The following is a 20,217-nucleotide window of genomic DNA, read 5'->3' as shown; positions in this document are numbered from 1 at the left end:
CCTTCGGGTCGAAAAAGTTCTTGATTTGTTCTCATCAACAAAATAGGAATAGTTTCATGAACAGAGCGATTCGACAGCCTGCCGACAGTCCCTGGGAGAGGGCGAAAATGGAACAGATCGTGCGCGCCGACATTGCCGCTTTCGGAGCAGGCAGAGCCGAAATGGCAAACGCGATGATAGAGCAGAGCGGCATGCGCGTACGGCCCGACCGCAATCGCGGCCGCTCGGCCGGCATCAACCCGTCCGGCCGGTTCGAGCCGGTCAGCCGGCATGTGTTCGACGACGGCTGGAACTCGCTGGAAGAGCTGCCGCCCTTCAAGACGGAGGTGCAGGTCGAAAAGCCCCGCACCATCATCACCCGCAACGAATCGCCGGACATTTCCTTCGACCGTTCGATCAATCCCTATCGCGGCTGCGAGCATGGCTGCGTCTACTGCTTCGCCAGGCCGACGCATTCTTTCATGGGCCTGTCGCCGGGGCTCGATTTCGAATCGAAGCTTTTCGCCAAGCCGGATGCGGCGCGCATGCTGGATCGGGAGTTGTCGAAGCCCGGCTACCAGCCGCGCACGATCGCCATCGGCACCAACACCGATCCCTACCAGCCGATCGAGAAGCAATACCGCATCATGCGCGAGATCCTCGAGGTGCTGGAGGCGCGCGGCCATCCGGTCGGCATCGTCACCAAGTCGGCGTTGGTGACGCGCGACATCGACATCCTGTCGCGCATGGCCGAGCGCGGCCTTGCCAAGGTGGCGCTGTCGGTTACGACGCTCGACCGCATGCTGGCGCGCACCATGGAGCCGCGCGCATCGACGCCGACGAAGCGACTGGAGGCGATCAGGCAGCTTTCGGATGCCGGCATTCCGGCATCGGTGATGGTGGCGCCGATTATCCCCGGCCTCAACGATCCGGAGATGGAGCGCATCCTCGATTCGGCGCGTGCCGCGGGCGCTCGGGAAGCCGGGTACGTCATCCTGCGCCTGCCGCTCGAGGTGGCGCCGATCTTCAAGGACTGGCTGTTGCGCCATTATCCGGACCGCTACCGGCATGTGATGTCGCTGATCCGCTCGATGCGCGACGGCAAGGATTACGATTCCGAATGGGGCAAGCGCATGAAGGGCGCCGGTCCCTATGCCTGGCAGATCGGCCGACGCTTCGAGATCGCCGCCAAGCGGCTCGGCCTCAATGTCGAGCGGCGGCATCTCCGTACCGACCAATTCGTCGCAGGCTCCGGTGCCGGCGAGCAATTGATGCTGCTTTGAACACCACGCCGGCCATGACGGCCGGCCCGCTAAACAATTCCAGGCAAAGCGATTTTCCTGGAATTGCGAAAGAATTCCGTCCGGCCCTTGTCCCCCGGCCGTGAGACGGTGCCTTCCCGGTCCGACGCCCCATCCGACCCGGAAGGACTTGCGGAGAATCGGAGCCGATGCGAACCTTGCCGCACCATGGCTCGCACGCGTTCCCATTCTCCGCTTCTCTTTGAAATGGTCGAGAAGCCCGACTTCTCTATCGAGACGAAGGCGATGGCCGATGGGTTGTGGCCGGTCGCCGGCATGGACGAGGCAGGCCGCGGCCCGCTCGCCGGGCCGGTGGTGGCCGCAGCCGTGGTGCTCAACCCCGCCAATATTCCCGAAGGCCTCGACGATTCCAAACGTCTCACCCATTTGCAGCGCGAGGCGCTGTTCCTGAAAATTCTCGGCTCGGCGCTGAGTGTCTCGATGGCCTCGATCAGCGCCGAAGGCATCGACAACAGCAACATCCTGAAAGCCAGCCTGGAAGCGATGCGCCGCGCCGCCGCCTGCCTCTCGCTGCAGCCGAAACTCGCCTTGGCCGACGGCCGCGACATCCCGCCTGGTCTCGCCTGTGAAGGCCGGGCGCTCATCAAGGGCGACCAGCGCTCGCAGTCGATCGCCGCCGCGTCGATCGTCGCCAAGGTGATGCGCGACCGCATGATGTGCGGCTGCGGCGGGCATCATGAGCGCTACGGCTTCGAAGTGCATATGGGCTATGCGACGGTCCGGCACCGGGCAGCGATCGAGGCGCATGGGCCGGTGGTAAGGCTGCACCGTGCCTCGTTCGCGCCGTTCCGGCTAGGCGGGGCCGAGGTGGCGGAAGAAGAAGAGAGCCTCGCCGGGCTGGAGTAGGCGACGGCGACAGCCGATCTCCCCCGTGTGGGGAAGATTGGCAGCTCCGGCGCCTCGCGTCCTTCCCCAACAAAAAAGCCGCCGGGGTTGCCCAGGCGGCTTCATGTTAGCGATGGCAGAAACGCTCAGTTCAGCTTGGACTTCACGTCTTGCAGCGCCGACTTGAACAGATCGGCTCCTGCCTTGGCATCGACCTTGGCAGCGAGCAGCGCGCGGGCGGCCTCGACGGCGATGTCGACGGCGCTGGCGCGCACTTCGCTGACCGCTTCGCGCTCGGCCTGGCTGATCTTCTGCTCGGCAAGCGCGGTGCGCCGGGCGACATAGTCCTCGGTCTTCTTGGCTGCCTCGGAAGCTAGCAGCTCAGCTTCGCGCTTGGCGGCCGCGACAATGTCGGCGGCCTCCTTCTCGGCTTCCTTGCGCTTCTGCTGGTATTGGCCAAGCAGCTGCTGGGCCTCTTCGCGCAGGCGGCGGGCCTCTTCGAGCTCGCCGCTGATCTTGGCCGCGCGGGCATCGAGCGACTTGGTGAGCATGCCCGGCACCTTCAGATAGATGATGGCGCCGAGGAAGATGAACAGGGCGATGGCGGCCCAGAGCGTGGCAAGTGATGTGGCGTCCATGATCCCGCTCCTCACCGGCTCGCGGATTTAACCGCGGCCGCGATCTCGGACTTGTCGGTCTTACCGCCGACAAGCGCCTCGACAATGGCCGACGTGGTGTCCTCGGCGATGGTGCCGACTTCCTTCATCGCCTTGGCCTTGATCGAGGCGATGCTCGCCTCGGCCTCGCCAAGCTTCTTCTCAAGCTCGGCCTCGAGCTTCTTGCGCGTGCCCTCGGCGTCAGCCTTGGCTGCGTCGTTCGCTTGCTGGCCGATCTTGTTGGCGTTGGCCTTGGCTTCCGCCAGTTCCTGCTCATAGGCAGCAACGGCGGCATCGGCCTCGCCCTTCAGCCTCGCGGCATGGTCTAGATCCTGGGTGATGCGGTCGTTGCGGACATCGATGATGGCGCCAAGACGCGGCATCACAACCCGCTTCAGGAACAGGTAGAAGAGCCCGAAGGTGATGACCAGCCACAGGATCTGCGACGGGAAGGTCTTGGCATCGAACGGCGGGAACGTTTCATGCTCCGCCGCAGGCACAGCGGTGCCCGCATGCGTATCGCCCTCGGCCGCGGCCGGCGCTGTTTCTTGCGCATAGGCAGATGTCACGAACATCTCATTCCCCTGTCCATGGAACGGGGCCGCACCATGCGGCCCCTTTCGTCAGCTCTGGCTCTTACTTGAAGACCAGGAGCAGGGCGATCAGGAGCGAGAAGATGCCCAGAGCTTCGGTCACGGCAAAGCCGAAGATCAGGCGGCCGAACTGGCCGTCAGCAGCCGACGGGTTGCGCAGGGCGCCCGAGAGGTAGCTGCCGAAGATGTTGCCGAGGCCGATGCCCGCGCCGCCCATGCCGATGCAGGCGATACCAGCGCCGATAGCAGCTGCTGCAGTTGCGTCCATTTCAAAACTCCTGTGTTTAGCTTGTTCGTTGCAGTTGGTACGTTGGGTATGCTGGCGCCGGGGCGCCGGTAAAATCGATCAGTGGCTCGGATGCAGAGCGTCGTTCAGGTACATGCAGGTCAGCACAGCGAACACATAGGCCTGCAGGAAGGCGACCAGCAATTCGAGCGCGGAGAGCGCAACCGCCATGGCAAGCGGCAGCACCGAGCCGGCGATGCCCAGGGCGCCGAACGCGCTGAGGCTGACGACGAAGCCCGAGAATACTTTCAGCGTGATGTGGCCGGCCAGCATGTTGGCGAAAAGACGAACCGACAGGCTGACGGGCCGCGAAACGAAAGAGATGATTTCGATCGCCACCACCAGCGGCAGAAGATAGCCAGGCACGCCCTGCGGCACGAACAGCTTGAGGAAGCCGAAGCCATGCTTGGCGAAGCCGTAGACGACGACCGTGCCGATGACCAAGATCGCCAGCGTGAAGGTGACGATGATGTGGCTGGTGACGGTGAAGAAATAAGGGAAGAGGCCGATCAGGTTGGCGACCAGCACGAACATGAACAGCGAAAACACCAGCGGGAAGAACTGCATGCCCTGCTTGCCGGCGGCATCGCGCAGCATGTTGCCGACGAACTCGTAGGCCATCTCGGACACCGACTGCAGGCGACCCGGAATGAGGGCCCGGCTGGCGGTGCTCATATAAAGGAAGGCCGAAGCGACGAGGATCGTCGCGACCATGAACAGGGAGGAGTTGGTGAAGGAAACGTCGTAGCCGCCGATGTGAATCGGGATGATCGGATGGATCTGGAACTGGTGGATCGGATCGACCTTGTCAGCAGCCACTTTAAATCCCCGTCAAAGCCACAACCGGCTTCTTAAGTTCACTTTAGCGCCTTGCGGCGCCTCACTTCATTGCCTCGGCTCACGCGGCTTGCCGCCCTGGCCGAATTCCGATGTCAGTCCCGCCGAACGCAGGACATTGAGTATACCGGCGCCAAAGCCCAGCAGAAGGCCGACGATCAGACCCCAGGGCGCTGTTCCCGCCAGGCGGTCGATGATCCAGCCCAAGCCGACACCAACCACCACTCCGGCGATGAACTCGCTGGACAGTTTCAGCGCCTGACCGTAACCGGCCACAGCTCTCGCTTCGTCTTTCCCCTCGAGCCGGTCCGTGCGTCTCGTTGCAAGCGATGCTTCGAGATCGCGCCGGCGGCGCTCAAGTTCGTCGTCGCGGATGGTGGCTTCTGGCTGCCTGCCGCGGCCGGTTTCTCCGGTTCCGTCTGGCCCGGTTTTGTCGGCCATCGCAACCCCCCTGCCCGGGCAGACGATTGCCGTCCGTCCGCTTCTAAAGTCGCCGGCAACATAGTTAGCGGGTCCGCGCCCGTCAAGCCACGGGCGGAACTTCGAAGTGATGTATTTTCAGTAGTTAAATCAACGGTTTATCGAGGTGCGACATCGTGCCCTTCACGCCCGCGTGAGGACTCGGCGCGAATCCGCGCGACAAGGCGCGTCCGCCGGGACGCGCCGGGGGCCGGACGAAGCATAGCCGGAGCCGTCGAACAAGCGGTTCGGTTCGAGCCGCCTAACGGCTCAGCTCCAGCCGCCACCATAGGTGCGATAGAAGATATGCAGGCCGATCCTGGTCATCTTGTGCATGGCGCGCGCCCAGCCCGGATGGACATAGTTGGCGTAATAATGCGTCGAGGAACCAACCTCGGGAATGAAGATCTTGCCGGCGGTCACCGCCATGGCGACCTCCTGCGCGGTCTTGTAGGAAGCCTGGTCGGTGATGCTCTTCTTCCTGCCGTCGCAGGCGAAGGAGAACTGGCAGCGGTTGAACCAGTTGTCGTTCTGGTAGACGACGCCGCAGATGGTCTTCGGATAGGCCGGATTGCGGACCCGGTTCAAGATCACCTGCGCGACCGCCGCCTGGCCGCGGACAGGCTCGCTGCGCGCCTCGAAATAGATGCCCTTGGCAAGGCAGACCTGCTCAGGTTGGGAAAAGACGCTGGCCGGCAGCGGATTCTGCAGCCATGCGTGGTCGCCCTCGCCCATTGGCGGGATGAAGCGGCCATCGTTCGGATCGTCCTGCAGCAGCGCCTCGAAGGGCGAGGCCTTGGCGTAGTCGGGCGCCGACTGGGCATAGGCGGTGGCAAGAATATCGGGCTTGTCGTTGTTGACGAGGGCGACAAGTGCGGCCGGCAGATCGGGGTCGAGTTTCTTATCCTCGCGCAGATGGAAGGCCTGGGCGATCTGAACTTCCTTGCCCTTGATCCCGGGCTTGGCGAAGGTGAGCTTCAGCCCGCTGTCCATGCTGCGGCGAAGCAGCGAGGACGTACGCTCGAAAATCGAGCCGGCGCTGAAATTCTTGGGCGGCGTTACCGGCGAGACCTGGACGATGCGGCCTTTCTTGTCGGCGCGCATGACGCGGTCCTCGTCGGGCGTCGCGCCCGTGGCGCTGCCCTTGCCGCGGAAGGCGACGGTGCCCACGCCCGGCAGGTTCACGCCGGAGCCGGAGATCGAGCCGGTGGCGGTGGTATCGACGAAGGGCATTTCAGCGGCATGCACCGAGCCGGCGGCGGATTTCTCGATATAGGCGTTCCAGCGGGCGTTGGGCGCTTCCAGGCCGGAAATCAGGCTTGTCATGTCCTGATAGGCGACGACCGACGGAAAGCCGATCCAAATGCCGAGCCCGAGCACCAAAGGAGAAAGGAAGCAACGTCTTTTCGCAACGGCGGCGGCGGCGGCAAGCCGCATTGAAACGCGTCGATGCACTGAACTCTCCAGAACGCTACTGACCCCGGAGAGCCAAAATGAAGCATTAACCTTGATGCGGGGTTAACGACATTGATCATGTTCTTTTCATGTTTGAGGCAAGGTCGGCTTGCCGTTTTCGCGGCAAGAGTTCTTGTTTGACGCGATTGCGGGCGGAGGCTACGGCGACGTCGCCGAGCCCCAACCGCCTCACACTTTTCCTGGAATTGCGCCGGCTTTCCTGGAATTGCTCCGGCCGGCGAAGAATCAGGCCTGGCGCAGGAAGATCGGCCAGGCGACCGCCGCGCAGATCGCCGCCGCCAGCCAGACGCCCGGCCATGCGAAGAACACCAGCAGCCACGGAATGGCGATCGGCACAAGGCAGAAGCCGATGAAGACGAAGCTGTTGGCAAGGCTGAGCGCGGTGCCGACATGGCCGGCGCCGGCAAGTGTGGCAAGCTCGGTATAGGCGACGCCGTGCCAGGCGGAGACGGATATGCCGGCGACGACCACCATCAGTGGAAGCAACGGCACCAGCGCCGGGAGTCCAGCGGCGCCGATCACCAGCAGCCAGAGCACCAGGAAGGCCAGCGCGCTCAATGCGCTGCAGAATTTCAGGAACGGACGGCGGTTGCCGTGACGGTCGGTGAAGCGCCCGCTCCAGACGCGCATCACCATGGCGCCGGTCTGCACGGCACCGAGGCTGGCGCTGGTCACCCAGGTGCCCATGCCGGCAAAGTCGTGCAGGAAGACCGAGGCAAAAGTCAGCACCGCGACCTGCGGAAAGCAGAGCAGGCCGATGGCTATCGAGATGCGCCAGACCTCGATATTGCGCAAGGGCGCCGGACCGCTCGTCGCGGCGGCGGCGCGACCGCCGCCTTCGACCGGCGGTTCGTGCAGCCAGCGCCAGGCAAAATAGGCCGAGAGAGCGGACACGACCGCCAGCAGGCCGAAGACAGCGGTGAAGCCGAAGCCGAGCGCCAGCGATGGCAGGACGAGCGCGCCCAGCCCGCCGCCGAGCGGCACCGCCGTCTGCCGGATGCTCATGGCAAAGCCGCGTTCGCCCTCGCCGAACCAACCCATGATGGCGCGGCCGCTAGAGCCGTTGACGCTGCCGCCGAGCAGGCCGGCGACGAGCAGGCTCGCCGACAGCAGCGCGACGCCTGGGATCACAGTCTTCGTCGGGACGACGAGCATTGCCATGAGGAGAAGCCATGCCGCCGTCGCGCCGAGCCCGGTCAACAGCACGCGGCGGTCGCCCCAGCGGTCGGTGAGCACGCCCCAAGGCAGTTCGCTCAGCGCCACGCCGAGACCGAGTAGCCCGAGCGCGAGGCCGAGTTCGGCATTGCCGAGATGATAACCCTGGCGCATCACCACCGCGGTGGCCGGAATGCCGGAGAAGGTGGCGGAGAAGCCGGCATTGGCAGCGACGCCGATGCCCAGCACTTTCCAGCGATGATTTGGTCCGAAGGTACGGCGAGCAGGGTTGGCGGCAATGTTCCCCGCGGCCGGCTGGCAGTCGTTTCGTGTGACGATGGCGGACATGGTTCCATTCCCGTGACGGCCGCTGACGGCTTGACGGACGGGATGTAGCGCCATAGCTTCATTCATAAAATCAGGAAGTTTTTGATCGACAATCCTAAAAATCAGGACAATCCCGATGCGCCGCGTCACATTCGACCTCGATGTCCTCAGAACCTTCGTCACCGGCATGGAATTGGGCAGCTTCGCCAAGGCGGCCGAACGGCTGGGACGATCGACTTCCGCCGTCAGCGCGCAATTGAAGAAGCTGGAAGAACAGGCGGCAACGCCGGTCTTCCGCAAGGCGGGGCGCGGCCTGGCGCTCACCGAAGCCGGCGAGAGCATGCTCGGCTATGCGCGGCGGCTGATCGAGCTCAACGACGAGGCGGCTGCCGCCATTCGCGACGTCGAGCTGCAAGGCTGGGTGCGGCTTGGCCTGCAGGAGGATTTTGGCGAGGCCGTGCTGCCCAGCGTGCTCGGCCGCTTCGCCCGCGCGCATGCCAAGGTTCGCATCGAGGCGCGGATCGGACGCAGCCACGAACTTGCCGAGCGTGTCCTTTCCGGCAATCTCGACATCGCGCTCGCGTGGCATGACGGCATGACCCTGCCCTACAGCCGGCATGTCGCCGACGTGCAGGCGCGCTGGATCGGCCCGGCGAAGCCGATCGAGGCAAGCCCACGCAATGGCGAGCCGCTGCCGCTGGTGGTGTTCGAGGCGCCCTGCCTGCTGCGCACGGTGGCGACCGAAACGCTCGACCGCGCCGGTCTCGCCTGGCGCATGGCCTTTTCGAGCCCCAGCCTCGGCGGCATCTGGGCGGCGGTGGCGGCAGGCCTCGGCCTGACGATCCGCACCGATATCGGCCTGCCCGCCAATGTCAGGGCGCTCGCGCCGGGAGTCCTCGATTTGCCGGCCTTGCCGACGATGGCGTTGCATCTGCACCAGAAGGACGCCGAGCTCGATCCGGTGGCGGCGCGGCTGGCGGAGATACTGCTGCAGGCGGTGGTGGAGACGCTGCCGGAGGGGGCGGAGATGAAAGAGAGGCTGCCTAAGGTTGCTTAGTCTTCGGACACGCAGCGTCGCGGACCGAAGCATCCGGCGTCGCGTTCCGTCACACCCCCCTCTGTCCTGCCGGACATCTCCCCCGCAAGGGGGGAGATTGGATGTCGCCACCGCTTTCGCCAATCGCCGACGTTGCAGGACGAGCGCCGTCAGCGGAGCTGCTGATCTCCCCCCTTGCGGGGGAGATGCCCGGCAGGGCAGAGGGGGGTGCTGTCCCGCCAGCGTGGCGAGGATTTTACCCCGCGAAGGAGGATAAGCCTCAGCGCTTCTTCGCCCTACCCGCGAACGGATTGTCCGAGGTGCGCAGCGCCATGCGGATCGGCACACCGGGTATGTCGAAGGCCTCGCGCAGGCTGTTGGTCAGATAGCGGACGTAGGATTGCGGCATCGCGTCCGGCCGCGAGCAGGAGACGACGAAGCCCGGCGGGCGGGTCTTGGCCTGGGTGACATATTTGACCTTCAGCCGGCGGCCGGCGACGGCGGGCGGCGGATGATGCGCCAAGATGCCTTCCAGCCAGCGGTTGAGCTTGCCGGTGGAGACACGGCTGTTCCAGACCTTGTGTGTCTTGATGACGCTTTCCATCAGCCGGTCGAGGCCGCGCCCGGTCTCGGCCGAAACCGTCACCGCCTGGATGCCGCGCACCTGCGGCAGCAGCCGCTCGGTCTTCTCACGCAGCTCGGCAAGAAGCTCCTGCGGATTGTCGATCAGGTCCCACTTGTTGAAGGCGATCACCGGCGCGCGACCCTCGCGGATGATGAGGTCGGCGAGCTGCAGGTCCTGCTTCTCGAAGGGAATGGTGGCGTCGAGCACGATGATGACGATCTCGGCAAAGCGGATGGCGCGCAGGCCGTCCTGCACCGACATCACTTCCAGCTTTTCGTGGATCCTGGCCTTGCGGCGCATGCCGGCGGTGTCGAACAGTTTTATGTGGCGACCGCGCCAGTCCCAGTCGACCGAGATCGAATCGCGCGTGATGCCGGCTTCCGGACCGGTGAGCAGCCGCTCTTCGCCGATCAGCGCATTGATCAGTGTCGACTTGCCGGCATTGGGGCGGCCAATGACGGCGATGCGCAGCGGCTTGGTGTCGTCATAGGCGGGTTCGGCATCCGGATCGGCGACGTCCTCGCCGATCAGCACCTCGCTGGCGGCGATCTCGTCGCCCGCCTCGTCCTCGTCCTCGCCGAAGGCGCGTTCCTCGCCGAGCGCGGCGATCACCGCGTCGCGCAGGTCGGGCAGGCCTTGGCCGTGCTCGGCCGAGACGGGGATCGGCTCGCCGAGGCCGAGTTCCCAGGCCTCCAGCATCCCCCCTTGAGCGCCGCGCGCCTCGGCCTTGTTGGCGACCAGCACCACTGGCTTGCCGGATTTGCGCACCACGTCGGCGAAAGTGCGGTCGTCCGGCATCAGGCCGGATTTGGCGTCGACGGTGAAGAAGATGAGGTCAGCTTCGCGGATGGCGATTTCGGTCTGCTGGCGCATGCGGCCGGGCAGCGTCGAAGCCGCCGCATCCTCGAAGCCGGCGGTGTCGATGACGTCGAAATAGAGATCGTAGAGCTTGGCGGCATGCACGCGCCGGTCGCGCGTCACGCCCGGCGTGTCGTCGACAAGCGCCAGCTTCCTTCCGACCAGCCGATTGAAAAGAGTCGATTTGCCGACGTTAGGCCGGCCGATGATGGCGACTTTGAAACCCATCTAAGGTCACGACACGTTGCCCGACCCGCGGATCAGCTCGGACATCAGTTGCGCCCGCTGGCGCACATTGCGCGGGGCGCCGTCATCCGAAGAGATCTGGTCGAACAGTTTGAGAGCATCCGCGGACTTGCCGTCCTTCCAGGCGGCAAGGCCGAGCGCTTCGCGCGCCGAATGGCGTAGCGGATTGGTGTCGGCGGTAAGCGACTCGACCCGGCTGGAAACATCGGCGTAGGAGCCGTGGTCGACGAGCAGCAGCGCTGCCCTGAGCCTCGCCATGTCGCGGATGCCGGCGGGAATGGCGTTGTCGGCCGCGACCTCGTCGAAATCCTTGACCGCGCCGTCGACGTCGCCCTTATCGGCCTTGACGGTCGCGGCGCGCATGCGGGCGAGCAGCGGATAGGCGCCGTAGCCGTCCTTCTCCAGCTGGTCGAGCGCGGCGATCGCCTCGTCGTTCTTGCCGTCATTGGCGAGCTTCAACGCCGCCGAGAAGGCGTCGCCCGAACGGTTGGCGCGGGTCTCGTCCCAATAGCGGTAGCCAACGACGGCGGCAGTACCCAGCACGATCAGGATGGCGATGCCGAGAATGGCCGGGCCAAAACGATCCCACAGCGCATGCGCCTGCTCGCGACGAATCTCTTCGTTGACTTCGCGGATAAAACTGTCGTCCGACATCAATCAAAACCATTGCGGCCCCGGTTGGGGCGCTTCTTGAGCCCGCGTTTTAGCGAAATTTCGCCGGCATGGAAGGGGGCCGGCCGGAAAATCGGTGCAGAGTGCCGGCGCCCACGAGGCTCGCCTGAACGCACCCGCGCCACATTTGCGCGATAGCCGGCTTCAGATCAGCCGAGGGGCTCCTGCCAGAAATTTGCCAATGCTTCATTCGTACCGCGTCCTTGCGTTCGGTCTCGCCGCGCTTGCCTGCGCCAGCTCCGCTTTCGCCGATCCGCCGAAATCGCCAGCCGTTTCGCCTGCCAGGCCCAAGCAGGTCGTGCTGATCTCGTTCGACGCCGCGCGCGATATCTCGCAATGGGAGCGCAGCCGGGCGCTGGCAAAGCGCACGGGCGCGCATTTCACCTATTTCCTGTCCTGCGTCTTTCTGCTCTCGCCGGAAACACGGCAGTACTATGCCGGCCCCGGCAAGGCCGCCGGCAAATCCAATGTCGGCTTCGGCGCCTCGAAACAGGACGTCGCCGAGCGGCTGGAACAGATCAGGCTTGCGGCTGCCGAGGGCCACGACATCGGCAGCCATGCCTGCGGCCATTTCGACGGCAAGGCGTGGAGCAAGGCCGACTGGCTGGCCGAATTCGCCTCCGTCCGGCGCATCTTCGAAAACGCCTATGCGATCAACGGCATCCCGGAGCCGGCCGACTGGCACGATTTCGCGCATCATGCCCTGGTCGGGTTTCGCGCGCCCTATCTTTCAACCGACGCCGCACTTTACGAGGCGCTGCCCGAAGCCGGCTTCCAATATGACGCAAGCGGCGTCTCGAACGGCCCCGACCTGCCGCCAACCAGGAACGGCATAGCCCATTTCGCCCTGCCGCTTGTCCCGGAAGGACCGAAGGCGAAGCCGGTGGTCGCCATGGACTACAATCTCTATGTCCGCCACTCGGGCGGCACCGAGAAGCCGGCGATGGCGGACGAATTCACCGAACGCGCCTATCAGGCATTCCACGCCGCTTTCGAAGCTGAGTACAACGGCAAGCGCCTGCCACTGGAGCTCGGCTTCCACTTCACGCTGATGAACAACGGCGCCTACTGGAACGCGCTGGAGCGCTTCGCCGGCGAGGTCTGCGTGATGTCGCAAGTCGAGTGCATCAGTTTTCGCGATTATATCGCGGGGCAGCGTGGCGGCGAGACGCTGGCGACCGTGGGCGGCTGACTGGACATAGCCGCGCTCCAAAGCGTTTCACCGAAACGGCGAACCGCTTTATCGCTTTGTTTTGACGCAATTCCGGACGGAAAACCGCTCACACTTTTCCTGGAATTGCTCTAACTTGCCGGCTGATCTTCCGGACGCATGCCAGCTTGCTCGCGTTCTAGATAATGCTGATCGACAACCGGCAGTTGCTCGCCTTGCAGCGTCGCCTCGAAGGCACGCAAACGTTTGTGCACCGACTGCAATTCGACGATCGTCGACCAGGAATTCAGTAGGAATTGCAGCGAATTCGTCACCTTGCCGAACGCGTTCGATATCTGGTTCAGGGCGCCGAACGTGATCTTATGCGCAACCAGCGAGGGCCCCAGGATGAGCAACGAGAAGATGCCGTCCGCCTGCAGGTAGGTGTAACGAACAACATTGAAATAGATATAGTGGAAATATAGCTTGAAATAATTTTGTCGGACATTGGCGAACAATTGTGTGGTCGTCGCCGGCTGAGCCCGGTCGGCATGATCTTCACCGTAGACGAGTTCCTTGCGATAGGCTGCCTCGACACGCTGGTTGCGGAACTGCAGGCCCGGCAGCTTGAGACCCGCCACCATGACGGAGATCGTCCCGAACAAACACCAGCCCAATGCGGCAACGACCAAAGGCTGCGGGACCGCGCCGATGATCGGCAGCTCGGTAATATGGGCCTGCAATTGAATCAGAACCGGCAGAAAGGCGATGAGGGTCATGATCGACTGAACGAAGGTCGAGCCAAGGTCCTCCATAATCTGCGAAAAGCGCATCGTGTCTTCCTGGATACGCTGCGAGGCGCCTTCGATGTGGCGCAGCCGGCCCCAATTCGTCACGAAGTAATCGTTCATCGCGGTGCGCCAGCGGAAGATCCAGTGGCTGACGATGAAGGCGTTGATCACCTGCACGTTCATGCCGACCAGCGCCAGCCAGGAGAAATCGGCCAATCCTATGTAAAATTCCGAGTCGGTCGATTTCCCCGTGCCCGACATCAGGCCCTGCACGTAGTCGAAGAACGGACCATACCAATTGTTGATGGCGACGCTGACCTGAACGTTGAAATAGATGAAGAACAGGATGACAGCGGTCATCAGGATCGACCAGTTCTGCCATGGATGCGGGGCGTACCAGCTCCAGAATGCATAGAAGACCGCCACGCAGGCCACGAAGTAGATATAGAACCACAGGAACGGCTTCGACCACAGGACCGCGATGCCGATGATGGTCGGGACGTCCGCCGCGGCCGGCGGGAGGCCGACGACCGAGCCCAGTTGTTCTCCCCCGAAAAACCAGAACAGGATTGCGGCAAGGCTCCAGGCGGCGGCCGAGGTGAAGAAGAGCTTCGGCTGCGGGAAGAAAGATACGAACACTGTGGCTGGTTTCCTCGGTCTGACCGCAAATCAGCGGCGTTGCTGTTCGGCGGGCATAAAGTCACACATTAGTGGGAAAGAAAATGCCCTGCCCGATGCCCGGCACCAAGCAAGACCACCAATCATGGCGATTTTGGCGCAGCCGACCAGGCAATGACGCCGGAGGCCAGCAATGCCGCCGCCGCAATGACCGAGGCAAGCACATAATTGCCCGAAGCCTGGGCGAGCAGGCCGGCGGCGACCGGGCCGATAATCTGACCGAGACCGAAGGCTGCCGTCATCACCGCGAAGATGCGGCGCGGCGCCTGCGGTGCGAGCTGTCTGCCCATCTGTATCCCCAACGCCGTGATGGCGATGAAGGTGCCGCCGAGCAGGACGCCGGCGATCAGCGGTCCGGCGGCGCCTTTGACGACGACGCTGGCGGTGACGCCGACCACCTCGATCAGGCAGGTAACCGCATAAGCGGCATAGAGCCCGATCCGGCCGGCAAGCTTCTGCCAGAACCAGGTCGAGGGGAAGCCGGCAAGGCCGGCGACCATCCAGACGGTGGCCTCGAAGACGCGCCCGCCGCCGCCCTGGCGAACGATGGCGACCAGGAAAGTGGCCGTCACCACATAGCCGAAGCCGAACAGCCCGTAGGCGAGGATCATCTTGGCCAGGGACCGGTTCTTCGGCAACGCCGGCTCTGGCCCGTCAACGCCATTGGCCGGCGTGGTCGAGCCAGCAAGCAGCATGACGACGAACAGGCCAACCGCCGAGAGCACTCCCGACCAGAGCCAGCCGGCGGCCCAGCCGGCATGTTCGGAGACGAGGATCGCCAGGAGCGCGGAGGACGCGGCTATGCCAAAGCCTACGCCGCCGAAATGCAGCGCCTGCAGATCGCCGCGGCCGGCCGCTGCCAGGTGGCTGAAGACGATCGAGGCCATGAACACCATGACGAAGGCGCTGGCGAGGCCGGCGAGGAAGCGGATGACGAGGAAGGAGGCCATCGTCTCGTTGAGCCCCATGAGCCCCGCGAGCACGGCGCTGGCGGCGAGGCCGGCGAACATCAGCATGCGCTCGCGGCCATGCGCCCAGCCGCCGGCCGCGGCAAGCGCGCCGATGAGGTAGCCGAGATAATTGGCCGAAGCGATCCAGCCGGCATCGGCCGGCGTCAGATGCAATCCCTCCATCATGCCAGGCAGGATCGGCGTATAGACGAATCGGCCAATGCCCTGGGCGACGGCGAGAGCGACCATGCCGGCAAGGGCGAGACGCAAGGGAGATGGCGAGGCGTTCATTGCGGCGCACAATAAATTTGTGCGCGAGCGAAACAATGTGCTTGCGTTGGGCCAGCGCGGCCCGCCATCGGAGCGAATGACCTCAGAGACGGGTCGGGCCCATGGTCTCATATGCGGTGCGGCCGGCGGTCAGCCGGAACGGCATATCGCCGAGCTCACGCTCCGACATGGTGTCGAGCACTGGATGCGACAGAGGATCGGTGACCCAGCGGGCGATCTCGCCGTCATCGCGTGGCTTCGCCTCGGCGCCGGAAAGCCCTTTCAGAAAAGATAAAATCTTCATGGGACAACCTTCTGGCTCAAGGCTATTCCCGCTAAATTCTGCCTTTTGCTGTCGAGTTTCAATTGAGATTTCGCTCTGTTCGCTTTAGAAAAACTGAATGGCTATGCTGAACCGCGTCCATCTCAACGGCCTGCGCGCCGTGGAAACCGTCGCCCGGCTGGGATCGCTTGCCGCAGCGGCGGCCGAACTGAATGTCTCGGTCAGCGCCGTCAGCCAGCAGGTCAAACGCACTGAAAGCCAGCTTGGCCAGGCGCTGTTCGAACGGACGCCAGGCGGGCTCGTGCCGACGGAATTCGGCGCCGCCTTCACGATGCGGCTCAGCGCCGGCTTTCGCGAGCTCGCGCAAGCGGTGGCGCTGGCCGACGAGGCCAACGAGTGCACGCTGGTCGTTTCCGTGGCGCCGGCCTTCGCCTCGAAATGGCTGCTGCCCAGGTTGTCGCGGCACTTCGCCCGCCATCCGAATGTGCTGCTGCGCATCGACGCCTCGGCCAGGGTCGCCGATCTCGACCGCTCCGATATCGATATCGCCATCCGGCTCGGCGACGGGAAATGGCCGGGCGGGCGGGCCGAGCTTCTGCTTGCCCAGGAAGTGTTTCCGGTCTGCGCGCCGTCGATCGCAGCCAGGCTGAAGTCGATCGGCGATCTGGCCCAGACCTGCGCGATCACCGACGAGCGGGCGATGTTCAGTTGGGACGGCTGGTTCGAGGCGGCCGGCGTCGAGCCGGTCACCTTCCTCAAGGGCGCGCGCTTCACCGATCCGATGCTTTGCCTGGAGTCGGCGATCGCCGGCCACGGCGTGATGCTTGCCTGGCAGTTGCTCACCGCCGACGCGCTGGCCGACGGCCGGTTGGTCGCGCCCTTTGGCATAAGGGCCGAGAGCGGGCTGGGCTACTGGCTGGTGACCTCGGCGACCAAAAGCGAAAGCCGCAAAGTGCGCGATTTCAAGGCCTGGATCCGCGAGGAGATCGAGGCGACCATGGCGCAGTTCCGGGCGCTCGATAGCGCCGCATAAACTTGTTGAGCATGATCTTCCGAGAACCGCCGCGCACTTTTCAAGACCATGCCTGAAAGCAGGCCAGTCGATCGCGGTGGAAAGGCCAAGCGCACCGGTCTATGTAAGAACTGGACCCCAACATCACGGCAGGCAGGATCATGACCACACATTCGCGCGGCGTCTCGGCAAGCATCGACCCGGTGAAGCTCGACCGGCTGGCGGAAGTCGCCATCAAGGTCGGGCTGCAGCTGCAGCCCGGACAGGATTTGGTGCTGACCTCTTCGATCGCGGCGCTGCCGCTGACCCGCCGTATCGTCGAGCATGCCTACAAGGCGGGCGCCGGGCTGGTGACGCCGATCTTCAACGACGACGAGATCACGCTGGCGCGCTTCCGCCACGGCACCGATGCCGGTTTCGACCACGCCGCCGGCTGGCTCTATGAAGGCATGGCGAAGGCCTTCGCCAACAATGCCGCGCGGCTTGCGGTGCGCGGCGAGGACCCGTCACTGCTGTCGGCGCAGGATCCGGCCAAAGTGGCGCGCGCCAACAAGGCGAATTCGATGGCCTACCAGCCGGCGCTGGAGAAGATCACCGGCTTCGACATCAACTGGAACATCGTCGCCTATCCCGATCTAGCCTGGGCCAAGCAGGTGTTTCCGGGCGAGCCCGACGACGTCGCGGTGGTCAAGCTCGCCGATGCCATCTTCTCGGCCTCACGGGTCGACGTCGAAGACCCGATCGGCAACTGGAAGGCACACAATGCAGCCTTGGCCGAGCGCACGAAATGGCTGAACGAGCATAATTTCCATGCGCTGCATTTCACCGGACCGGGCACCGACCTGACCGTCGGTCTGGCGGATGGCCATGAGTGGATGGGCGGCGCCTCGACGGCGAAGAACGGCATCACCTGCAATCCGAACATCCCGACCGAGGAAGTGTTCACCACGCCGCACGCAAGGCGCGTCGAAGGCCATGTCTCCTCGACCAAGCCGCTGTCCTACCAGGGCACGCTGATCGACGATATCTCGGTGCGCTTCGAGGGCGGGCGGATCGTCGAGGCCAAGGCCTCGAAGGGCGAGGACGTGCTGAAGAAGGTGCTCGACACCGACGAGGGTGCGCGCCGCCTTGGCGAAGTGGCGCTGGTGCCGCATTCCTCGCCAATCTCGAAAAGCGGGCTCTTGTTCTTCAACACGCTGTTCGACGAGAACGCTGCCTGCCACATCGCGCTCGGGCAGTGCTATTCGAAATGCTTCGTCAACGGCGCTTCGCTCAGCCAGGCCGAGATCGCCGAGCGCGGCGGCAACAAGAGTTTCATCCACATCGACTGGATGATCGGCTCCGACAAGATCGACATCGACGGCGTGGCCAAGGACGGCAGCCGCGTGCCGGTAATGCGCAAGGGCGAATGGGCCTGAGGAACTCTATTTTGCGCAATTCCGGACAGAAGGCTACGGCGAAGTCACCGAGCCCAACAGCTGCATAGTTTTCCTGGAATTGCTTGTAAGGAGGCAAAATGGCCTTCGACATTGCGGCGAAGCGCGTCTACGAGCCGCCCGAGAAGGCGGACGGCCGGCGCGTGCTGGTCGACCGAATCTGGCCGCGCGGCGTCAGCAAGAAGGATGCCGCGCTGACGGTTTGGCTGAAGGAAATCGCGCCGAGCGACGAGCTGCGCAAATGGTTCGGGCACGAGCCGGAACGCTGGCCGGAGTTTCGGAAGCGGTACCGGGCCGAACTTGACGCAAACAAGGATGCGGTGGCGCAACTGCATGGCCTTTTGCGTGAAGGCAAGGTGACGCTGCTCTTCGGCGCGCATGACGAGGCGCACAACAATGCGGTAGCGCTGGCGGAATATTTGGAAGCCCAAGCATAATTATTGCGACGTCGAGCCTATTTCCCGCCCACCGCCTCTTCGTAAACCTCCGGCTTGAACCCCACCAATACCCGCTCACCCATCTCCAGCACCGGGCGCTTGATCATCGTCGGCCTGGCGAGCATCAGCTTCTTGGCCTTCTTTTCGTCGAGCGATTGCTTGTCTGCGTCCGGCAGTTCGCGAAACGTAGTGCTGCCCTTGTTGAGCAGCTTTTCCCAGCCGACCTTGCCGACCCAGCCGTTCAGCTTCTCCGCCTCGATGCCCTCGGCCCGGTAGTCATGAAAACGATACGGCACGTCATGGCTCTCCAGCCAGACGCGCGCCTTCTTGATCGTGTCGCAGGTGGTGATGCCGTACATGGTGATAGTCAAGGCAGCCCTCGGGCGGTTGCGAATCTGAGCGAAGCCTAAGCCCGCCGGAACGGCTTTGCCAGCGCTTCGCGATGGCCCGGTTTTGGCTCTTGCCAACACTAAGGTTTTTTCCTAAGTATCTTTCAAAAACGTACGCTAGGGCGAAAGGAATAGCCATGGGCCTTGAGACCGTCGGCCAAAGCGTGCCGCCCATCGACGGCATTTTTCGCGCGCTTGCCGACCCGACGCGCCGGCGTGTCGTGGAGCGGTTGAACAGAAGCCCCGCTTCGGTGAGCGAGTTGGCGGAGCCCTTCGGCATGGCCCTGCCCTCCTTCGTCGAGCACCTCAAGGTGCTGGAAGGCTGCGGGCTGGTGCAGTCGAAAAAGGCCGGCCGCGTCAGGACCTACAGTCTCTCGCCCGAACCGCTGAAGCTTGCGGAAAACTGGCTCGCCGAACAGCGCGTGCTGTGGGAGCGCCGCCTCGACCAGTTCGACGCCTATGTGATGAACCTCAAGGAGAGTGAAAAGTGAGCTATCCGTTCAAGCCGAACCCGAAGCTGGACCTGACGCTGGAGCGTTTCCTCGACGCGCCGCGCGAACTCTTATGGCGCGCCTGGACGACGCCGGAACATGTCAAGCAGTGGTTCACGCCAAAGCCTTGGATCATCACCGACTGCGAGATCGACCTCAGGCCGGGCGGCCTGTTCCGCACGCGTATGCAGTCGCCCGACGGCAAGGAGGTGAGCGACCGCCATTGCTGCTATCTCGAGATCGTGCCGAACGAGCGGCTGGTGTGGACCGATGCGCTGCTGCCCGGCTACCGGCCGTCCGGCGAGCCCTTCATCACCGCGGTCATCGCCTTGACGCCCGAGGGCAATGGCACGCGTTATACCGCCACCGCCATCCACCGCGACGAGGCGACGCGCAACAATCACGAACGGATGGGTTTCTTCGACGGCTGGGGCACAGTGGCAGACCAGCTTGCGGACTATGTGAAGAGAATTTGAGAGAACGGCACGGCGGCCGGACTATCATCCTGGCCGTCGTGTCTGTCTTCAAATCATGCAGCGAAAGGACGCGGGACGCCGCGAGCTAAATCGGCCTCAATAGTAGAAGCGCTCTTCGCTGATCTTGCCGTTCTTGACCGTGTAGAGGCCTACCTCGTCCATTGTGACGCGTTTGCCGGTCGACTTGGGCGTTATGTCGAAGGTGAAGCGCAAGGCAAACTGGTCGCCATTGACATAGGGCCCCTCGATCGAACCGCCGTGGACCTCATGGTTTGCTTCCCACCATTCGCTCTTCTGCTTCACGGCTTCCTTGCCGTTGCAGACGGCCATCGGCCCGTCCATCGCCTCGTAGCTGACGATGTCGTCGGCATTGTATTTCGCGGCAGCGCCGTGGCTGTCGCCCTGCTTGAGGAGTTCGGTGAAATCCTTGGCAGTGTCGGCAGTGGTCATGATTTCCTCCTGTTCAGACGAGTTGCAAGTAGGGGAGCGATTGATCGCCTGC

23 protein-coding genes are annotated in these 20,217 nt (G+C 63.9%); 9 read left to right on the top strand and 14 right to left on the bottom strand.

Going from position 1 to position 20,217, the window contains the following annotated elements; genetic code table 11:
- The first annotated feature begins 107 nt into the window (after window positions 1-107).
- Window positions 108-1,262: a PA0069 family radical SAM protein gene (locus tag YU3_RS0101590; protein ID WP_027164586.1), complete on the top strand. Its 1,155-nt coding sequence runs from the start codon at window positions 108-110 to the stop codon at window positions 1,260-1,262.
- Between the two features lie 186 nt (window positions 1,263-1,448).
- The gene (locus YU3_RS0101585; protein ID WP_027164585.1) at window positions 1,449-2,147 is read left to right on the top strand and encodes a ribonuclease HII; all 699 of its coding nucleotides are present in this window, start codon (window positions 1,449-1,451) and stop codon (window positions 2,145-2,147) included.
- Window positions 2,148-2,272: 125 nt separating this feature from the next.
- Here YU3_RS0101585 and YU3_RS0101580 read toward each other — a convergent pair whose 3' ends face one another.
- The 7 genes from YU3_RS0101580 to YU3_RS0101550 all read right to left on the bottom strand — a co-directional run bounded on the left by YU3_RS0101580 (window position 2,273) and on the right by YU3_RS0101550 (window position 7,936).
- Complete coding sequence (locus tag YU3_RS0101580; protein ID WP_027164584.1) at window positions 2,273-2,764, bottom strand: F0F1 ATP synthase subunit B; 492 nt, start codon at window positions 2,762-2,764, stop codon at window positions 2,273-2,275.
- Between the two features lie 11 nt (window positions 2,765-2,775).
- Window positions 2,776-3,357 carry a F0F1 ATP synthase subunit B gene (locus tag YU3_RS0101575; RefSeq protein ID WP_027164583.1) on the bottom strand — a complete coding sequence of 194 codons (582 nt, stop codon included), beginning with the start codon at window positions 3,355-3,357 and terminating at the stop codon, window positions 2,776-2,778.
- 61 nt (window positions 3,358-3,418) lie between these two features.
- Complete coding sequence (locus YU3_RS0101570) at window positions 3,419-3,643, bottom strand: F0F1 ATP synthase subunit C (protein WP_027164582.1); 225 nt, start codon at window positions 3,641-3,643, stop codon at window positions 3,419-3,421.
- A gap of 78 nt (window positions 3,644-3,721) precedes the next feature.
- On the bottom strand, window positions 3,722-4,480 hold the full coding sequence (locus YU3_RS0101565; RefSeq protein WP_027164581.1) for a F0F1 ATP synthase subunit A: 759 nt from the start codon (window positions 4,478-4,480) through the stop codon (window positions 3,722-3,724).
- A gap of 66 nt (window positions 4,481-4,546) precedes the next feature.
- A complete protein-coding gene (locus YU3_RS0101560) occupies window positions 4,547-4,939 on the bottom strand; it encodes an AtpZ/AtpI family protein (protein ID WP_027164580.1) in 393 nt (130 codons plus the stop codon).
- Window positions 4,940-5,227: 288 nt separating this feature from the next.
- Window positions 5,228-6,412 (bottom strand): cell wall hydrolase, encoded by a 1,185-nt coding sequence (locus YU3_RS0101555; RefSeq protein ID WP_027164579.1) that lies wholly within the window; start codon window positions 6,410-6,412, stop codon window positions 5,228-5,230.
- A gap of 246 nt (window positions 6,413-6,658) precedes the next feature.
- Window positions 6,659-7,936: an MFS transporter gene (locus YU3_RS0101550; protein WP_027164578.1), complete on the bottom strand. Its 1,278-nt coding sequence runs from the start codon at window positions 7,934-7,936 to the stop codon at window positions 6,659-6,661.
- Window positions 7,937-8,051: 115 nt separating this feature from the next.
- On the opposite strand from YU3_RS0101550, the gene YU3_RS0101545 reads away from it, so the two are divergent.
- The gene (locus tag YU3_RS0101545; RefSeq protein ID WP_027164577.1) at window positions 8,052-8,972 is read left to right on the top strand and encodes a LysR substrate-binding domain-containing protein; all 921 of its coding nucleotides are present in this window, start codon (window positions 8,052-8,054) and stop codon (window positions 8,970-8,972) included.
- Window positions 8,973-9,231: 259 nt separating this feature from the next.
- Here YU3_RS0101545 and der read toward each other — a convergent pair whose 3' ends face one another.
- Window positions 9,232-10,662, bottom strand: a complete 1,431-nt coding sequence (gene der, locus YU3_RS0101540; protein WP_027164576.1) for a ribosome biogenesis GTPase Der — start codon at window positions 10,660-10,662, stop codon at window positions 9,232-9,234.
- Window positions 10,663-10,668: 6 nt separating this feature from the next.
- Window positions 10,669-11,334 carry a tetratricopeptide repeat protein gene (locus YU3_RS0101535; RefSeq protein ID WP_027164575.1) on the bottom strand — a complete coding sequence of 222 codons (666 nt, stop codon included), beginning with the start codon at window positions 11,332-11,334 and terminating at the stop codon, window positions 10,669-10,671.
- A 199-nt stretch (window positions 11,335-11,533) separates the two neighbouring features.
- Between YU3_RS0101535 and YU3_RS0101530 the strand changes: the two genes are divergently transcribed.
- Window positions 11,534-12,544 (top strand): polysaccharide deacetylase family protein, encoded by a 1,011-nt coding sequence (locus tag YU3_RS0101530; RefSeq protein WP_156913280.1) that lies wholly within the window; start codon window positions 11,534-11,536, stop codon window positions 12,542-12,544.
- A 110-nt stretch (window positions 12,545-12,654) separates the two neighbouring features.
- Here YU3_RS0101530 and sbmA read toward each other — a convergent pair whose 3' ends face one another.
- The 3 genes from sbmA to YU3_RS35825 form a co-directional block, all read right to left on the bottom strand.
- Window positions 12,655-13,932, bottom strand: coding sequence for a peptide antibiotic transporter SbmA (gene sbmA, locus YU3_RS0101525; RefSeq protein WP_027164573.1), 1,278 nt, complete (start codon window positions 13,930-13,932; stop codon window positions 12,655-12,657).
- 122 nt (window positions 13,933-14,054) lie between these two features.
- Complete coding sequence (locus tag YU3_RS0101520) at window positions 14,055-15,212, bottom strand: YbfB/YjiJ family MFS transporter (protein ID WP_245273393.1); 1,158 nt, start codon at window positions 15,210-15,212, stop codon at window positions 14,055-14,057.
- An 82-nt stretch (window positions 15,213-15,294) separates the two neighbouring features.
- A complete protein-coding gene (locus YU3_RS35825; protein ID WP_036257650.1) occupies window positions 15,295-15,495 on the bottom strand; it encodes a hypothetical protein in 201 nt (66 codons plus the stop codon).
- Between the two features lie 97 nt (window positions 15,496-15,592).
- Between YU3_RS35825 and YU3_RS0101510 the strand changes: the two genes are divergently transcribed.
- The 3 genes from YU3_RS0101510 to YU3_RS0101500 all read left to right on the top strand — a co-directional run bounded on the left by YU3_RS0101510 (window position 15,593) and on the right by YU3_RS0101500 (window position 18,359).
- Window positions 15,593-16,507: a LysR substrate-binding domain-containing protein gene (locus tag YU3_RS0101510; protein ID WP_027164571.1), complete on the top strand. Its 915-nt coding sequence runs from the start codon at window positions 15,593-15,595 to the stop codon at window positions 16,505-16,507.
- Window positions 16,508-16,647: 140 nt separating this feature from the next.
- Window positions 16,648-17,904, top strand: a complete 1,257-nt coding sequence (locus tag YU3_RS0101505; protein ID WP_027164570.1) for an aminopeptidase — start codon at window positions 16,648-16,650, stop codon at window positions 17,902-17,904.
- Between the two features lie 98 nt (window positions 17,905-18,002).
- Complete coding sequence (locus YU3_RS0101500; RefSeq protein ID WP_027164569.1) at window positions 18,003-18,359, top strand: DUF488 domain-containing protein; 357 nt, start codon at window positions 18,003-18,005, stop codon at window positions 18,357-18,359.
- Window positions 18,360-18,376: 17 nt separating this feature from the next.
- On the opposite strand, the gene YU3_RS0101495 is transcribed toward YU3_RS0101500, so the two are convergent.
- Window positions 18,377-18,730 carry an ArsC family reductase gene (locus tag YU3_RS0101495; RefSeq protein WP_027164568.1) on the bottom strand — a complete coding sequence of 118 codons (354 nt, stop codon included), beginning with the start codon at window positions 18,728-18,730 and terminating at the stop codon, window positions 18,377-18,379.
- Window positions 18,731-18,885: 155 nt separating this feature from the next.
- Between YU3_RS0101495 and YU3_RS0101490 the strand changes: the two genes are divergently transcribed.
- Both YU3_RS0101490 and YU3_RS0101485 read left to right on the top strand, forming a co-directional pair.
- Window positions 18,886-19,239: a metalloregulator ArsR/SmtB family transcription factor gene (locus tag YU3_RS0101490; protein WP_027164567.1), complete on the top strand. Its 354-nt coding sequence runs from the start codon at window positions 18,886-18,888 to the stop codon at window positions 19,237-19,239.
- On the top strand, window positions 19,236-19,715 hold the full coding sequence (locus YU3_RS0101485; protein ID WP_027164566.1) for an SRPBCC family protein: 480 nt from the start codon (window positions 19,236-19,238) through the stop codon (window positions 19,713-19,715). The genes YU3_RS0101490 and YU3_RS0101485 overlap by 4 nt, the downstream gene beginning before the upstream one ends.
- Before the next feature lie 96 nt (window positions 19,716-19,811).
- Here the strand turns inward: YU3_RS0101485 and YU3_RS0101480 are convergent, their stop codons facing one another.
- Complete coding sequence (locus YU3_RS0101480) at window positions 19,812-20,165, bottom strand: nuclear transport factor 2 family protein (RefSeq protein WP_027164565.1); 354 nt, start codon at window positions 20,163-20,165, stop codon at window positions 19,812-19,814.
- Between the last annotated feature and the right edge of the window lie 52 nt (window positions 20,166-20,217).

It is taken from the genome of Mesorhizobium sp. WSM3224, assembly GCF_000427725.1.
Taxonomy (GTDB): Bacteria; Pseudomonadota; Alphaproteobacteria; order Rhizobiales; family Rhizobiaceae; genus Mesorhizobium.
Note: the sequence above shows the minus strand (reverse complement) of the source record. Positions and strands in the feature narration are given on the sequence as shown.

Coding starts and splice junctions, on each gene's coding strand:
- YU3_RS0101590 (WP_027164586.1), top strand. CDS start 108: ATGGAACAGATCGTGCGCGCCGACATTGCCGCTTTCGGAGCAGGCAGA.
- YU3_RS0101585 (WP_027164585.1), top strand. CDS start 1,449: ATGGCTCGCACGCGTTCCCATTCTCCGCTTCTCTTTGAAATGGTCGAG.
- YU3_RS0101580 (WP_027164584.1), bottom strand. CDS start 2,764: ATGGACGCCACATCACTTGCCACGCTCTGGGCCGCCATCGCCCTGTTC.
- YU3_RS0101575 (WP_027164583.1), bottom strand. CDS start 3,357: ATGTTCGTGACATCTGCCTATGCGCAAGAAACAGCGCCGGCCGCGGCC.
- YU3_RS0101570 (WP_027164582.1), bottom strand. CDS start 3,643: ATGGACGCAACTGCAGCAGCTGCTATCGGCGCTGGTATCGCCTGCATC.
- YU3_RS0101560 (WP_027164580.1), bottom strand. CDS start 4,939: ATGGCCGACAAAACCGGGCCAGACGGAACCGGAGAAACCGGCCGCGGC.
- YU3_RS0101550 (WP_027164578.1), bottom strand. CDS start 7,936: ATGTCCGCCATCGTCACACGAAACGACTGCCAGCCGGCCGCGGGGAAC.
- YU3_RS0101545 (WP_027164577.1), top strand. CDS start 8,052: ATGCGCCGCGTCACATTCGACCTCGATGTCCTCAGAACCTTCGTCACC.
- der (WP_027164576.1), bottom strand. CDS start 10,662: ATGGGTTTCAAAGTCGCCATCATCGGCCGGCCTAACGTCGGCAAATCG.
- YU3_RS0101535 (WP_027164575.1), bottom strand. CDS start 11,334: ATGTCGGACGACAGTTTTATCCGCGAAGTCAACGAAGAGATTCGTCGC.
- YU3_RS0101530 (WP_156913280.1), top strand. CDS start 11,534: ATGCTTCATTCGTACCGCGTCCTTGCGTTCGGTCTCGCCGCGCTTGCC.
- YU3_RS0101520 (WP_245273393.1), bottom strand. CDS start 15,212: ATGAACGCCTCGCCATCTCCCTTGCGTCTCGCCCTTGCCGGCATGGTC.
- YU3_RS35825 (WP_036257650.1), bottom strand. CDS start 15,495: ATGAAGATTTTATCTTTTCTGAAAGGGCTTTCCGGCGCCGAGGCGAAG.
- YU3_RS0101510 (WP_027164571.1), top strand. CDS start 15,593: ATGGCTATGCTGAACCGCGTCCATCTCAACGGCCTGCGCGCCGTGGAA.
- YU3_RS0101505 (WP_027164570.1), top strand. CDS start 16,648: ATGACCACACATTCGCGCGGCGTCTCGGCAAGCATCGACCCGGTGAAG.
- YU3_RS0101500 (WP_027164569.1), top strand. CDS start 18,003: ATGGCCTTCGACATTGCGGCGAAGCGCGTCTACGAGCCGCCCGAGAAG.
- YU3_RS0101490 (WP_027164567.1), top strand. CDS start 18,886: ATGGGCCTTGAGACCGTCGGCCAAAGCGTGCCGCCCATCGACGGCATT.
- YU3_RS0101480 (WP_027164565.1), bottom strand. CDS start 20,165: ATGACCACTGCCGACACTGCCAAGGATTTCACCGAACTCCTCAAGCAG.